The organism is Kribbella sp. NBC_01484, assembly GCF_036227145.1.
Taxonomy (GTDB): domain Bacteria; phylum Actinomycetota; class Actinomycetes; order Propionibacteriales; family Kribbellaceae; genus Kribbella.
Genome location: NZ_CP109437.1, coordinates 2,374,998 through 2,389,559 on the forward strand (window position 1 = coordinate 2,374,998; position 14,562 = coordinate 2,389,559).

At 66.5% G+C, this 14,562-nt stretch carries 13 protein-coding genes; 7 read left to right on the top strand and 6 right to left on the bottom strand.

Annotated features, from left to right (window positions below; translation table 11 throughout):
- Window positions 1-38 precede the first annotated feature (38 nt).
- On the bottom strand, window positions 39-1,190 hold the full coding sequence (locus tag OG555_RS11670; protein ID WP_329482842.1) for an anhydro-N-acetylmuramic acid kinase: 1,152 nt from the start codon (window positions 1,188-1,190) through the stop codon (window positions 39-41).
- A 1-nt stretch (window position 1,191) separates the two neighbouring features.
- Window positions 1,192-2,487, bottom strand: coding sequence for an MFS transporter (locus OG555_RS11675; protein ID WP_329482843.1), 1,296 nt, complete (start codon window positions 2,485-2,487; stop codon window positions 1,192-1,194).
- Window positions 2,488-2,940: 453 nt separating this feature from the next.
- Between OG555_RS11675 and OG555_RS11680 the strand changes: the two genes are divergently transcribed.
- Window positions 2,941-3,687, top strand: a complete 747-nt coding sequence (locus OG555_RS11680; protein WP_442914526.1) for an endo-beta-N-acetylglucosaminidase H — start codon at window positions 2,941-2,943, stop codon at window positions 3,685-3,687.
- A gap of 43 nt (window positions 3,688-3,730) precedes the next feature.
- Here OG555_RS11680 and OG555_RS11685 read toward each other — a convergent pair whose 3' ends face one another.
- Window positions 3,731-3,961 (bottom strand): hypothetical protein, encoded by a 231-nt coding sequence (locus OG555_RS11685; protein WP_329482845.1) that lies wholly within the window; start codon window positions 3,959-3,961, stop codon window positions 3,731-3,733.
- Window positions 3,962-4,058: 97 nt separating this feature from the next.
- On the bottom strand, window positions 4,059-4,574 hold the full coding sequence (locus tag OG555_RS11690; RefSeq protein ID WP_329482846.1) for a histidine phosphatase family protein: 516 nt from the start codon (window positions 4,572-4,574) through the stop codon (window positions 4,059-4,061).
- Window positions 4,575-4,668: 94 nt separating this feature from the next.
- Here OG555_RS11690 and OG555_RS11695 point away from each other — a divergent pair, with 94 nt between their 5' ends.
- The 3 genes from OG555_RS11695 (at window position 4,669) to OG555_RS11705 (ending at window position 7,994) form a co-directional block, all read left to right on the top strand.
- Complete coding sequence (locus tag OG555_RS11695) at window positions 4,669-6,528, top strand: acyl-CoA dehydrogenase (protein WP_329482847.1); 1,860 nt, start codon at window positions 4,669-4,671, stop codon at window positions 6,526-6,528.
- 319 nt (window positions 6,529-6,847) lie between these two features.
- Window positions 6,848-7,621, top strand: a complete 774-nt coding sequence (locus OG555_RS11700; protein WP_329482848.1) for a DUF4097 family beta strand repeat-containing protein — start codon at window positions 6,848-6,850, stop codon at window positions 7,619-7,621.
- A 124-nt stretch (window positions 7,622-7,745) separates the two neighbouring features.
- Entirely contained in the window at window positions 7,746-7,994 is a 249-nt protein-coding gene (locus OG555_RS11705; protein ID WP_329482849.1) for a DUF6458 family protein, read from the top strand.
- 4 nt (window positions 7,995-7,998) lie between these two features.
- Here the strand turns inward: OG555_RS11705 and OG555_RS11710 are convergent, their stop codons facing one another.
- Window positions 7,999-9,780, bottom strand: a complete 1,782-nt coding sequence (locus OG555_RS11710; RefSeq protein WP_329482850.1) for an NHL domain-containing thioredoxin family protein — start codon at window positions 9,778-9,780, stop codon at window positions 7,999-8,001.
- A gap of 323 nt (window positions 9,781-10,103) precedes the next feature.
- Here OG555_RS11710 and OG555_RS11715 point away from each other — a divergent pair, with 323 nt between their 5' ends.
- The 3 genes from OG555_RS11715 (at window position 10,104) to OG555_RS11725 (ending at window position 12,890) form a co-directional block, all read left to right on the top strand.
- Window positions 10,104-10,409: a hypothetical protein gene (locus tag OG555_RS11715; RefSeq protein WP_329482851.1), complete on the top strand. Its 306-nt coding sequence runs from the start codon at window positions 10,104-10,106 to the stop codon at window positions 10,407-10,409.
- A gap of 554 nt (window positions 10,410-10,963) precedes the next feature.
- Window positions 10,964-11,530 (top strand): SLATT domain-containing protein, encoded by a 567-nt coding sequence (locus OG555_RS11720; RefSeq protein ID WP_329482852.1) that lies wholly within the window; start codon window positions 10,964-10,966, stop codon window positions 11,528-11,530.
- Window positions 11,520-12,890: an RNA-directed DNA polymerase gene (locus tag OG555_RS11725; protein WP_329482853.1), complete on the top strand. Its 1,371-nt coding sequence runs from the start codon at window positions 11,520-11,522 to the stop codon at window positions 12,888-12,890. Before OG555_RS11720 ends, OG555_RS11725 begins: the two co-directional genes overlap by 11 nt.
- A 15-nt stretch (window positions 12,891-12,905) precedes the next feature.
- Here OG555_RS11725 and OG555_RS11730 read toward each other — a convergent pair whose 3' ends face one another.
- A complete protein-coding gene (locus OG555_RS11730; protein WP_329482854.1) occupies window positions 12,906-14,540 on the bottom strand; it encodes a hypothetical protein in 1,635 nt (544 codons plus the stop codon).
- Window positions 14,541-14,562: the final 22 nt, after the last annotated feature.

The following is a 14,562-nucleotide window of genomic DNA, read 5'->3' on the forward strand; positions in this document are numbered from 1 at the left end:
AGCGCCAAGCTCCACCACTCGCGCGACACTCAGTGCGGTCACCGCACCACGAGCCGCACGGGAGGCCGCACGTCGCCCGGAACAACCGGCAGGCCGCGCAGCCCGGGAGTGACCGACCCGAGCACGCTCGAATGCCCCGCCCCCGTGCAACTCGGCACCGTCCCGCCGAGCCCGTGGGCCGTCAGGAAGCCCAGTACGGCGAACGCGTACGCCTCCTTGGCCGCCGACGGGAGCCCGAGCTCGTCCGTCGTCCGCACCGGGACGCCGACCTCCGACGCCAGCAGGTGCATCAGCACCGGATTCCGGATCCCACCGCCGGACGCGATCACCTCGGTCCCGCCGTACCGTCGCACCGCGTCGCCGACGGTCCGGGCGGTCAGTGTCGTCACCGTGGCGACCAGATCGTCGGCCGGGATGTCCGGCAGCCCCTCCAGTGCCCGCGCGAGATACGCGAGGTTGAACAGTTCCTTCCCCGTCGACTTCGGCGCCGGCCGGCCATAGTACGGCTCCGCCAGCAACCGCCCGAGCAACTCCTCGTTCACCCGCCCGCGCGCAGCCATCACCCCGTCCGCGTCGAACGCGCGACCGGTCAGCTCCGCCACCACCGCATCGATCAGCGCGTTCGCCGGACCGGTGTCGAAGGCAACGGGGTCACCATGCACCACGGTGATGTTCGCGATCCCGCCGAGATTCAGCGCGATCGGTACGCCGCTGCGCCCGCGCAACCAGAGCACGTCGAGGATGCTGACCAGCGGCGCACCCTGGCCGCCCGCCGCCACATCACGCGACCGCAGATCCGACACGACCGAGATCCCGGTCGCCTCCGCGATCCAGGCCGGCTGCCCGAGCTGCAGCGTCCCGCGCACCGACCCTCCGTCGACCCAGTGGAACATCGTCTGCCCGTGCGACACGATCAGATCGGCGTACCCGCCACACAACTGCTCGACCGCCTGCCGCGCGACGTCGGCGAACGCCTGCCCGATCCCGGTGTCCAGCCGGCACACCTGCTCCATCGTCGTACTTGCCGGCGGCAACGAACTGGCGATAGCAGCCCGCAGTTCGTCCGAATAGGGGTGGCTCAGCAGGCCGAGCGGCGTCAGCACCAACTGATCGCCGTCCAGCCGAAGATCCGCCGCGGCGGCGTCGATGGCGTCGTACGACGTCCCGGACATCAGGCCGATGACTCGCATGTCAGTCCCGCAACTCCCGTCGGTAGTCGTCTCCTCGCAACGTGAGCAGCGCTGCCACGTTCACCGCACACGTCACCGCCACATACCAGGCCGGGATGTCGACGTTCTTCGTCCGCTTGATCAACTCGGTGATGATGAGCCCGGCCGACCCCGAGAACACCGCGTTGGACAACGAGTACGCCAGCCCGAGCCCGGTGTAGCGCGCCCGGGTCGGGAACATCTCCGCCAGCATCGCAGGCCCCGGACCCGCCATCAACCCGACGACCAGACCGGCCACGAACACGGCGATGCCCTTGGCAACGTTCCCGGACTCCTTGTCCTGCAGGAGATTCATCAACGGGAACGCGAGGACGACGACCAGCGCGGCGCCGGTCACCATCACCGGTCGCCGCCCGATCCGGTCGCTCAGCCAGCCGGCGGGGATGATCGACATCGCGAACCCGGTGTTCGCCAGCACGGTGGCGACCAGCGCCTGCTGGAAGGTCGCGTGCAACGTCGCCTGCAGGTACGACGGCATCACGACGAGGAACGTGTAGCCGGCCGCGGACCAGCCCATCAACCGACCGATGCCCAGGGCAATCGCCTTCGCGACCTCCCGCGGCGCCGCCGGTCGTGGCTCCTCCCGGGCGGCGCGGGTGAAGTTCGGCGTCTCGTCGAGCTTGAGCCGCAGCCACAACGCCACCAGGCCGAGCGGCAACGCGACCAGGAACGGCACCCGCCAGCCCCAGTCCGACAGCGCCTCCTGGCTCAGCGACGTGGCCAGGATCGCCGCCAGCCCGGCCCCCGCGAGCAGTCCGAGCGCGACCGTGAACGACTGCCAAGCGCCGTACAGGCCGCGCTGCGTCTTCGGCGCGAACTCGGTCATGATCGACACCGCACCGCCGAACTCACCACCCGCCGACAGCCCCTGCAGGGCCCGCACCAGCGTCAGCAACCACGGCGCGGCCGCTCCCACCGTCGCGTACGTCGGCAGCAGTCCGATCAGCGTGGTCGACGCAGTCATCAGCAGCAGTACGAGAATCAGCGTCGGCCGCCGCCCGATCCGGTCGCCCAGCCGTCCGAACACCGCGGCCCCGATCGGCCGGAAGAAGAACGCCAGCGCGAACGACGCGTACGTCTTGATCAGACTCTCCGCGTCGCTGGTCGACGTACTGCTGAAGAAGTTCGCCGCGATCACGGTCGCGAAGAACCCGTACGCCCCGAACTCGTACCACTCGACGAAGTTGCCGACCGTCCCGGCGACCAGCGACCGCCGGATCCGCGGGGTGTCGACGACGGGCGTCGCTGGTGCGCTCATCGGAATCCTTTTCCACTCGGCGTCGGTAAATTCCTCCCGCCCCACGCCCCATCTTCGTCTATTTGTTCCCATTCCCGCGACCCCGGAGGCAACCTTCCCTGACTTCAAGCTGCTCCGCACCAGGTAGTCCGCCGTAGTGAGCCCTTGACACCGCGTGAGGGCCCGATCGATGATCGGTGTCGCTATACCGGTTTATCTGCTGCTGCCGCCTGCACTCCCGGTCGGACGGTGACAGGTACTTAACCGATATAGCGCACCGCCCGCCTTTGACGAGGAGTCGATCGTATGAGTCCACAACCCATGCGCAGAAGGACCCTGTTGTCAGCCCTGGCCGCCGGCGCCGCAGCGGCGACCACCGGTGTCGCGCTGCCCGCCCAGGCGCAAGGGAAGCACTGCCACGCGGCGAAGACCGGCCCGGTCACGGTCGCGTACATCGAGGTGAACGACCACAGCATGCTGAGCGCCGGCAAGTACACGCTGGCGAACGGCGGTGCCCAGGTGATCGACGTCGCCGTGATCTTCGCGGCGAACATCAACTACGACGGCTCGAACGCGTACCTGTCCTTCAACCAGCAGGTGCAGAGCGTGCTCGACAACGTCGCGACCCAGGTCCGGCCGCTGCAGCAGAAGGGCATCAAGGTCCTGCTGTCGATCCTCGGCAACCACCAGGGCGCCGGCTTCGCGAACTTCCCGTCCCAGGCCGCGGCCGATGCCTTCGCCCAGCAGCTCGCCGACGCGGTCGACCAGTACGGCCTGGACGGCATCGACTTCGACGACGAGTACGCCGAGTACGGCAACAACGGCACCGGCCAGCCCAACGACTTCTCGTTCGTCTACCTGGTCCAGGCGCTCCGCGCCAAGCTCCCGAACAAGCTGATCACGCTCTACGACATCGGCCCCGCCGCGGACCGCCTCACCTACAACGGCCAGAGCATCGCCAACACGTTCGACTACGCCTGGAACCCGTACTACGGCACCTGGGCCGTCCCGAGCGGCCCGACCTCGAAGTCCCGCCTCTCGCCGGCCGCCGTGTCATACACCGCGACGAGCTCGTCCACCGCGGCTACCCTCGCCCAACGGACGGTCAGCGAGGGGTACGGCGTCTTCCTCACCTACAACCTCACCGAGTCGGACACCTCGTCGTACATGTCGGCTTTCACGCAGAAGCTCTACGGCAGCGCGAGCGTCTACAGGCCTTAGCGGCAACGGGATGGCCGGCTGCAACAGCCGGCCATCCTTTCAGTCAGCGACTCTGACCGCTGCTGCCGCCCTTGCCACGACTACGCCTGTCGGTCAGCACCTCTGGTGAGTCCGCCCGGCCCGCATTCCTGGTGACGTTGTCTGCCGCCGCGGTCTTACCCAGCTCGTCGAGCTTGCCGACGACCTTTCCGAAGAGCCTGGACTTCTCCTCCACCACCTCGCCGGCCATATCGTCCTTCACCTTGTCGCTGTTGGTGCCAAAGCCCCAGCCCATTGTCATCTCCAGTACGACTCGTGAGGCCGTGCGCGGCCTCGTGCTCATTCCGCGCCGATCCTAGGTCGCGAGAAGGTCTTCGACTCGAGGTTCGGGGCTACAACTCGTACTCCCAGCCCGGCTGCCAGTTGAACGAGGCAACGATCAGTTCGCCCATCGGCTTCCGGCTGCCGAGCAGGTGTTCGAGGGCCCACTGGTTCGCCGAGTGGGCGACCACGAGCACCACCTGGTCGTCGTACCAGCGCTTCACGTCGGCCAGGAACGAGCGGGTCAGCTCGACCACGTCGTTGTAACTCTGGCCGCCGGGGAACGGGCGCTCGACGTGCTGGGCCGGCGGAACGCGCAGGTCCCGCGAGACCCCGTTGAACTCGCCGTAGTCACACTCCCGCAATCGCCAGTCCTGGAAGTGCGGCGCCGCGAGCCCGGCCAGCTCGACCGTCTGGACCGCACGCCTCAGGTCGGAGCTGAAGACCACGTCGACGTCGCTGCGCCGTCGGCCCAGCTCGCGCGCCTCATCGCGCCCGCGCGCGGACAACTCTCCCGGCAGCCAGCCGGTCGCTACTCCGTTCTCGTTGTCGACAGTGGTGGCGTGAGTCTCGTAAATCAGCTTCATACCTCACACCCAATCGCACTTTGCCTTCATTACCGGCGGGTATATACTTAAGTTACTCGTGAGTACAATGCTGCGAAGAGGTAGGGGAGCCCCTGTGAGCCACTACAAGTCGAATCTGCGGGACATCGAGTTCAACCTGCTCGAGGTTCTGGGCCGTGACGAGGTGCTCGGGCGGGGCCCGTACGCCGACATGGACGTCGACACCGCGCGTGAGGTGCTGGCGGAGATCGACCGCCTGGCCAAGCACGAGCTGGCCGAGTCCTTCGCCGAGGCCGACCGCAACCCGCCGGTCTTCGACCCGGACACGCACGAGGTCCGGATGCCCGAGGCGTTCAAGAAGAGCTACCACGCCTACATGGACGCCGAGTGGTTCAAGCTCGAGCTGCCCGCCGAGCTGGGCGGCCAGCCGACCCCGCCGTCGCTGCGCTGGGCCGCCGCCGAGCTGGTGCTGGGCGCCAACCCGCCAGTGCACATGTACGCCGCCGGCCCCAACTTCGCGCACGTGCTCTGGCGCAACGGCACCGAGCGGGACCAGAAGATCGCGCACCACATCATCGAGCGCGGCTGGGGTGCCACCATGGTTCTGACCGAGCCGGACGCCGGTTCGGACGTGGGCGCCGGGCGGACCAAGGCCATCCTGCAGGAGGACGGCAGCTGGCACATCGAGGGCGTCAAGCGGTTCATCACCTCGGGCGAGCACGACCTGACCGAGAACATCGTCCACCTGGTGCTGGCCCGGCCACAGGGCATCGAGGGTGTCGGCGGTCCCGGGACCAAGGGCCTGAGTCTGTTCGTGGTTCCGAAGTACGACTTCGACCTGGAGACCGGCGAGCTGACCGGGGAGCGCAACGGCGCCTTCGTCACGAACGTCGAGAAGAAGATGGGCATCAAGGTCTCCACGACCTGCGAGATCACCTTCGGCGACGGCGTACCGGCCAAGGGCTGGCTGCTCGGCGAGGTGCACGACGGCATCGCGCAGATGTTCCAGGTGATCGAGTACGCGCGGATGATGGTCGGCACGAAGGCGATCGCCACGCTCTCCACCGGCTACCTGAACGCGCTCGAGTACGCGAAGGAGCGGGTCCAGGGCGCCGACCTGACCCAGCCGGCCAAGGACTCGCCGCGGGTGACGATCACGCACCACCCGGACGTCCGCCGTTCGCTGATGACGCAGAAGGCGTACGCCGAGGCACTGCGGGCGCTGGTGTTGTTCACCGCGACGTACCAGGATCGCGCGGAGCAGGCCCGGTACGCCGGTGAGCACGACGCGGTCGCCGAAGGTGTGAACGACCTGCTGCTGCCGCTGGTCAAGGGCTACGGCTCGGAGAAGTCGTGGACGCTGCTCGGGACCGAGTCGCTGCAGACCTTCGGTGGGTCCGGCTTCCTGCAGGACTACCCGATCGAGCAGTACGTGCGGGACGCGAAGATCGACACGCTCTACGAAGGCACGACCGCGATCCAGGGCCAGGACCTGTTCTTCCGCAAGATCATCAAGGACCAGGGCAAGGCGCTGGGCCACCTGGCCGACCTGATCCAGGGCTTCGTCGCCTCGGAGGCGGGCAACGGCCGGCTGAAGGAGGAGCGGGCGCTGCTGGCGAAGGGTCTGGAGGACACCCAGAAGATCCTGGGCGTGATGGGCCAGGCGCTGATGGCGAGCAACCCGCAGGCGGAGAACGGCGACCCGCGCAACATCTACAAGGTCGGCCTGAACACGTCGCGGCTGCTGTACGTCCTCGGTGACGTGGTCTGCTCCTGGCTGATGCTGCGTCAGGCCGAGGTCGCGCTGAACGCTCTCGGCGGCGAGCTCTCCCCCGCCGACCAGGACTTCTACTCCGGCAAGGTCGCGGCGGCCCAGTGGTTCGTCCGCTCCACGATGCCGACGGTCCGGGCCGAGCGCATCAAGGCCGAGCTCACCGACCTCGACATCATGGACCTGCCCGAGTCCGCCTTCTGAGTTTCCAGCCCCTCCGGCTCGACCACTTGCGCGGGTCGAGCCGGAGGCTCGAAGACCTCGGGGCAGATCGATCTGCCCTGGTCTGCCCCACGATCTGCCCTGGTGAGGACGTCGCTGGTGTAGCAACGTTTCTGCCGGTGGCAACACCACGACCCTGGCTTGGCTTCCCCTGTCCGAGCCAGGGTCGCGTCACGTCCGGCGACTCAGGCTTCCCTGAGGATCCGCTCAGGGAAGCCTCCGGGGGTCTGCCGGATCCTGCGCCACCGTGCCCGCGCCTACTGTCGAGCCGACAAGGGTGGGCGGGTTCGAGAAGAGGCGGATGATGGCGGAGACCAAGCAGCTCGGGGCGATCCTTCTGGTGGCCGCGGCCGGGCTGGCGTTCTGGCAGTTCGGGGACCGGGACTCCGACGACACTCACCAAGTCGACGAGCGGATCACCACGGTCCAGCTGGCCGCCGAGAGCGCCGACATCACCGTCAAGGTGTCCGACGACGACAAGACCACAGTCCAGGAGAAGCGCACGTACTGGCTCTGGAAGCACGGCGACGCGTACTCCGTGAAGGACGGCGTACTCAAGCTCGACGGCGACTGCGGCTGGCAGTGCAGGTCCGACTTCGTGGTGACGGTCCCGCGCGGCACCAAGGTGACCGGCGACAACGGCAGCGGCGACCTGTCGATCTCCGGGGTGAGCGGAGTGGACGCGAAGTCGAGGTCCGGCAAGATCGAGCTCGACGATGTCAGCGGCGACGTGAAGCTCGACCTCACCTCGGGCGACGTCGAGATCGGCGACCTGACCGGCAAGCTGGACGTGACGGCGAACTCCGGCGACATCACGGCCTCCGGTCTGAAGGGCGGTCCGGTGAACGTCCAGACCAGCTCCGGGGACATCGAACTCGGGCTGGCCGAGGCGAACGACGTACGCGCCAAGGGCACCAGCAGCGACATCGAGGTGACCGCTCCGTCCGGCGGCTACAACGTCAGCACCGACACCCGCAGCGGGGACGTCGACAACGAGCTGGGCGACGACCCGAACGGGTCCCACACCATCGACGCGAGCACCGTGAGCGGCGACATCGACCTCCGCACCCACTGATCAGGCAGGTTTGACCGCGGGTACTAATTGGGTGCCGGGTGGTGCACAAGACACCGGTGTTGATGGATTACGCCGTCGCGGCGGAGTAGCGTCGGGGCACAGAGGATGTCACTAGGAGGCTCGCGTGAGCATCGGTGTGGGGATCTTTTTGATGGTCGTCGGCGCCGTACTGGCGTTCGCCGTCCAGGACTCGTGGGATGCGGTCAACCTGACAGTCGTCGGCTACATCCTGATGCTGGCCGGTCTGGCCGGCATCGCGTTGTCCTTCTACATCACCAACCGGCGCCGTCGCGTCGAGACCGACGCGATCGACCCCGCGGTCGAGGAGGAGTACCGCGTCGTCGAGGAGCACCACCGCGACGTTCAGGAGTAGATTCTCAGGCGGTCGCGCCCGAGAGCACCAGTTCCAGCCGGGCGGGGCCGTCCGCCGTGACGCGGATCGGCACGCCCCAGTCCTGCCGGTGCATGTGACACGCCGGGAACTCGACCTCGGCCGAGTCGTCGCAGGAAGCAGCCTGTACGGCGACGTGCAGCACCCCGTCCCCGACCCACTCGTCGATGACGAGCCGGCGCGTCAGGTCGGTCGAGTCGCCCGCGCCCTCACGGACCAGGCTCTCCGGCGTGGACGACACCAGCAACCGCGTCGACGGGCCGTATCGGGTGTCCAGCTTCTGCCCCGGCGGCGGCGTGAACACGACCTCCAACGTCACCTCGCCGCCCGCGATGTCCATCGGCGGCCGCTGCGTCCGGGTGCTGAACTCGTCCGCCTTCGCCGACGCGCCGAGCGGGATCCGGGTCAGCCGATGCGCGGCCGACTCGACCACCAGCAGTTCGTTGCCCACGACAACAGCACCGCTCGGCTCAGCCAGCCCGGTCGCCATCGTGTCGACCACGTCGGTGCGCGGGTCATAGCGACGTACGGCGCCGTTGTAGGTGTCGGCGATCGCGATCGAACCATCCCGGAGCACGGTCACACCGAGCGGATGCTGGAGCAGCGCCTCGCTCGCCTTGCCGTCACGCAGCCCGAAGTCGAACAGGCCGGTGCCGACCGCGGTGTGCACCTCGGTGTCGATCCAGCGCAGCGCGGAGATCTCGGAGTCGGCCAGCCAGAGCCGGTCACCGTCCACCGCGAGACCACTCGTCTGCGCGAACCACGCATCGGCAAGCGGGCCGTCCTTCAGCCCCTCGTTCGTGGTGCCAGCGGCAACTTCTGTGACCTTGCGGAACGGATCGTACGTCCACAACTGGTGGACGCCGGCCATCGCGATCCACACCCTGTCCTGCCACCACGCGACATCCCACGGTGAACTCAGGACGTCCGTGCCGTCGCCGTCCATCCATTGCTTGCCGGTGCCAACGAGTGTCGTCACCTCGCCGGTGTACAAGGTGATCCCGCGCAGCGCGTGGTTCACCGTGTCCGCGACCACCACGTCGTACCCGACCCTCGCCGCGACCTCGTCCGGTAGCAAGGTCAACCCGTTCGGCTCGGAGAACCGCGCCTCGGACGCGCCGCCGTCGACGAACCCACGCTCACCGGTGCCGATCCGCCGTACGACGGTCTCCGCGTCAGCAGCCAGCTCGACGAGACTGTGGTTCCCGGCGTCCGCGACCAGGAACCCGTTGTCCAGCGCAACGATCTTCGCCGGGAAGCGGAGATCCGTGGGCTCCGGGGTGGGCGCGACGTACGGCGAGTTGCCTCGGGTCAGCGTGCCGGCCCGCTCATGCTCGGCGATCAGCTCGGTCAGCAGTGCGTCCAGGGCGTGCGCGTGGCCCTCGCCCGAGTACTGCGCGACGATGTAGCCGTTCGGATCCACCAGTACGAGCGTCGGCCAGGCGCGGGCCGTGTAGTTCTGCCAGGTGATCAGCTCCGGATCGTCCAGCACCGGATGACCCACCTCGTACCGCTCCACGGCAGCCCGGACCGCGGCCTCCTCCCCTTCATGCGCGAACTTCGGCGAATGTACGCCGACGATCACCAGCGCATCGCCGTACTTCTCCTCCAACGGCCGCAACTCGTCCAGCACATGCAGACAGTTGATGCAGCAGAACGCCCAGAAATCCAGCAACAGAAAGCGGCCCCGGAAGTCCGAGAGCTTCAGCTCCCGTCCCCCGGTGTTCAACCACCCACGACCCTTGAGCTCCGGCGCACGCACATGCATGCCCCCATTGTCCGCCGCGCCTCAACTGCCCCTGCCGCCGGTCCACCCATCGATCCTGCCGCACCGGATTCTGGGTGTTTCCTGCCAGCTGAAGGGTGATTCACGGCCGGTCGCCGGACCTATGATCTCTGCTGGCGGAGGAGGCCAGCTATCGATCGACACGCTAATGCAGTCGGTTGCAGTACAGCCGCCACAGGTCGTCAACCACCTCCGATCCTAGCGCCCGACCAACCCGCGCACGGAGCCGGTGGTCCGAATGGAACACGCCCAACCGGATCCGTGCCTTCGCCGCAGACATTCTGGTCGCGACCCTCGACCTCCTGGTGGTCGGCCGACTGGCCGTCGCGCACGTCCGCTGCTGGAACGAGGTCGGCGATCGCGCGGCGCCGCGGTTCGTGAGCACTACGAACCTGAGCCTGGCCCTCGGCGACATGGACGCACAGGTCGTCAACGTGCCGCTGGTCGCGGCCCGGCCCGATCTCGGACTGACCCGCCAGAGGCCGCTCGACATCTACGACGACGATCGCCCCACCGTCCAACACCAGCTTGCAGCAGGCCGCCGTACTGGCGGGATCCGACCCGACCGCGGTCGCGTCGGAGCGGCAGTTCTCGACAGACTCGGCCGGTAAGAAGCGCTGGCCGCTCAGGCCTTCCTGCTCCAGACCCAGGCGCCGTCGCGGCCGACCAACACGGGCTCTGTGGCTCGAGCCTGAGTCTGTGGATCGCCCGCGGCTCGTCACGGCAGTCGTCCAGATCGGCGTCCCCCGCCCCGAGAGAAACAACTACCGTCCCTCGTGCCAACCATCCAGCCCTCTGAGTTCCCGCACACGCGCAGGCGTACGCCACCGCTGTCATCTGTCCCTCGTGGAGATGCGAACCAGCCGTGCATCTGAACTCGGTGCCAAACAGCGCCGATTTACGAGCAATAGAGAGGCCATCACTGCGGCGAAAGCTGGTTAACTCAAGCGTTTGACCCCGCTTCTTCTGAGCGGATTACGGGAAGTGATCGATTGATGTGTAGACTCCACCCCGGTCCGGCCACTCGCTCGACCCGTCGGGTCGGGCAGAACTGATAATGGCGACTTTTGTCGTTCACCTCTAGAGGTGAGGCTCTTCATGGGCGGTGATTGATTTGCGAGGCGGTCGAAATCGGCCAGTGGCCGGACCAACTCATTCTGCCAATTTGACCGATGCGGTCGAGCGGCTTGAAGAGAGAGCCTTTAAGACCTACAAATCGAGGCTCGCGGCGCATCATCGCCTGAGTAGCAGGAACAATGCCTGGAATGCATCTCTGATTGCCCTCTCAACGGCTACAACGATCGCCTCCGTCGGCCTACTGAGCGACGCCGCCATGTACGGCAAACGAGGCGAGACCCTCCTCGCGGCACTTGCCATCCTGTCCCTGGTCGCGTCCTTAGTGGTCGCGAACATGAACTATGGCGCTCGAAGCCGGAGCATGGAGGCGAACTACAAACGCATCCAGCAGATCTCTATGGACGCCGAGAACCTCAGGCTCGGGACCACGGAGCTAACCGAGAAAGTGTTCCTGACGCTCCAACGGGAATATGGAATTGCGGTGGAATCTTCGGAAAACCACTCGCAGGGAGACTACGGTCGAACCTTCGAGGTGAAGAGCCTTCGCGGCGAACAACGGCGCGACACGGCGATCACGCTCGCCCCATATTTGTCCATCCTCGCCCCAATCTTGATCGTGATTCCATTCATCCAATGGATCGTCGATGGCTGGTAGGAACGCCGCGCGCGTATTCGAGAGTGTCACCGCACCCCGGAATCTGCGCCGAGTTTATCGGGATCATGTTGAATCCAGCAGCGCCCGGGGGCGCGACGGCATAGATGGTCCAGCGTTGCGAAAGGACATCCGAGCCATCTGCAGTAGTTTGTCGCGCAGCTTGAGATCGGGATCGTTTCGCTTCACGCAGTACCGATTGCTGCTTATTTCTAAAGGACCAGGCAAGCCGCCCCGTGAGATTGCCGTGCCGACCGCAAGAGACCGGCTCGTCCTTCGCGCATTGGCCGATCTGATCATTGAGATCTATCCGGACACTCGCGGCGAGATTCCTCAGGCGAAGGTCCAGAACGTCCGCAACTGTCTTGATTCTGGCCAGTTCGACACTTATATCCGCATTGATATCGAGAACTTCTATCCTTCCATCAGACATAGCGATGTATTCAAAGCATTGAGCGGCAAGATACGCAAGAAGGCACTCGGTCAAGTTCTACGGGACGCTCTTGAGACACCGACGGTGCCCGACGGCTCACCGAAGCGGCCCGCGAGCGGCCGGAACAGGCGCGGGGTTCCTCAAGGACTGGCGATTTCAAACCCGCTTGCCGAGCTAATCTTGACGGATGTTGACAAGTTCTTTGACACCAACAACGACGTGGCCTATGTGAGATTTGTCGACGACATACTCATCTTGTGCGATGGTGCAGCCTCTGAGTCGATCGAGGCAGACTGCATCGACCGCCTGAAGAGACTGGGCCTAGATGCCCATCGTTCATTACCGAAGGGCGGCAAGTCTTCTCGCGGCGCGGTAGCAGACGGATTCGACTACTTGGGGTACAAATTCCACCCAGGGCTAACCACCGTGCGACAGTCGAGTGTTGCCCGGATTGAGTCTTCGCTCGCGCGAGCGTTCACGGCCTACAAGAAACACTGCCAGGAGCATCCGGGGGAAGAGCATCTCGCATTCCAGAGATGCCTATGGCAAGTGAACCTCACAATCAGCGGATGCATCTACAAGACCGCTGCTCGCGGCTGGCTGCAGTACTACCGACAGATGGACGACCTTACATTGCTGAACAAGCTCGATGCGACGGTAGTCCGTTTCACCAAGAGGTTCGGCCTTGCTAGGCAGTTTACTCCTAAGCGGTTTTTGCGAGCCTATTGGGAAATCCGCCACCCGCGTTCTGGATCAAGGTATGTGCCGAACTTTGACACGTATAGAATCGATGAAAGGCGCAGCGCACTCCTAGATCTTGGCGTCGGGCGGGTGTCGGCGATGAGCGATAAGCAGGTCAACGCCGCATTCTTCTCGATCGTCAACAAGGCGGTATCGCGGCTTGAGCACGATATCGGCCTTACGTCGTGAGGGAGTGTGAGAACCTCAGCGGGGGAGGATGAGGGTGTCGGTGAGGAGTTTGGCGGTTTTGCGGAGGGTGGCGGGGGACGAGGAGAGGTCGGCGGCCAGGGCGTAGGGGGTCAGGGTCTCGCCGGGGCCGACGAGGCGGTGGCGGTGGGCCAGGAGCCAGACGATGGCGCGGGGCCAGGTCGAGAGGCGGGCCTTGGTGAGGAGGTCGGGGGCGTCGCGGACCAGGCGTTCGGCGATGTCGAAGGCGTCGGGGGCGTAGGCGTTGCCCAACGTCTCACCGGCCATCAGCCAGGCGTGTGGGGCCAGGACGGAGAGGGTGGCGGCCTGGGACTTGTCCAGGCCGTGCAGGTCCGGCTGCGGTGGTGAACCCAGGCCGGAGAGTGCTCGGTAGGCGTCTTCCAGGTCGTTGGTGGTGTCGTCGAGGAAGACCCGCTCGCCCGGCTTGGAACCGACCGGGTCGATCATCGCGGCAGCCTCCAGCGCCGGCGTCCACACGTCCACCGCGTCGACCGCCTCGTCGATGGCGTCCAGCGGCAGGTGGGTCCGCTCCCCGGCGAACTCCAGCCACGCCTTCACCGCCATCGGAACCGCTTCGAAATAGGTGCTATCGGCGAGCACCTTGCGCGGCAACCAGTGCGCCAGGAAGAGCTCCACCAGTACGGCGCTCACCCGCAACGGACCGCCGACGGTGTGATCCACCGCGTGGTCGATCCACAACCGGATGATGTCCGCGGCGTCCTCCGACAGCCCCATGGCGTGCCGCGACTCGAGGAACTCGTCGACCAGTTGGTCCCGCTGCCGAGGTGACAGCAACGGCCGGATCGGCGGCCTGATCGGGCGCTCGGGCAGCTGGGTCAGCCGGTTCACCAGCAGTCCGGAGAAGAACTCGAAGTCCTCGCTCACCGGCGGATCGTCGTAGTCGTCGGTCTCGCCGAGCGCCTGCAGGATGATCCCGGCCGCGGTCGACGGGCGCACGGTCCGGATCGTCACCCGGCCGCCGCGCTGATACGCCTCCAGCACCCGATCCACCGGCGGCCCGACGAACACGTCCTTCACGATCGCGCCGAGGTTGTTGTCGATGAAGACCACCACGGTGTGCGGATGCTGCGCGTCGTCGTAGTCGAGCAGCACGCTCAGTCCGTCGCCGGTGATGTCCTCCGACACGATCGCGCTGGTCAGCCGGAACCCGGCGATCCGGGTCACCCACTCCGGAACCTCGGCCTGCGTGCGCAAGCGGGAAAGATGGGCCCGCTGCAGCGGCAGCCGCCCGGCCGGACCGACCGTGCGGGCCAGGCTCGTCAACAACACGAAGGAGTCCACATCGCGGCGCTCGCCGAGCACCCGGGCGGCGTCGGCCCAGAAGAACCGCTCCACCTCGCCGATCTCGTCCGGACGCCCGGCCGGCCACAGTTGGTCCGCGAGCATCGCGGCCGATCGCGCGACCGAGGCCTCGGCGATCACCGGGTGCAGCGCGCGGGGCGCGGCGGCGAGATCGAGGGAGAGCGTTTCCTGCAGGGTCTCCAGCACGGCGACGCTGGGCGTGATGTCGACATCGACACCTGCCGTCGGTCCGTGGGGTGAGCCGGGCGTCGAGCCGACCAGCCGCAGATGGCTGCGTCGTCCGTCCCGGCCGCGGGGAGACTTGGTCACGTTCGTGAGGTTACCGTCCGGC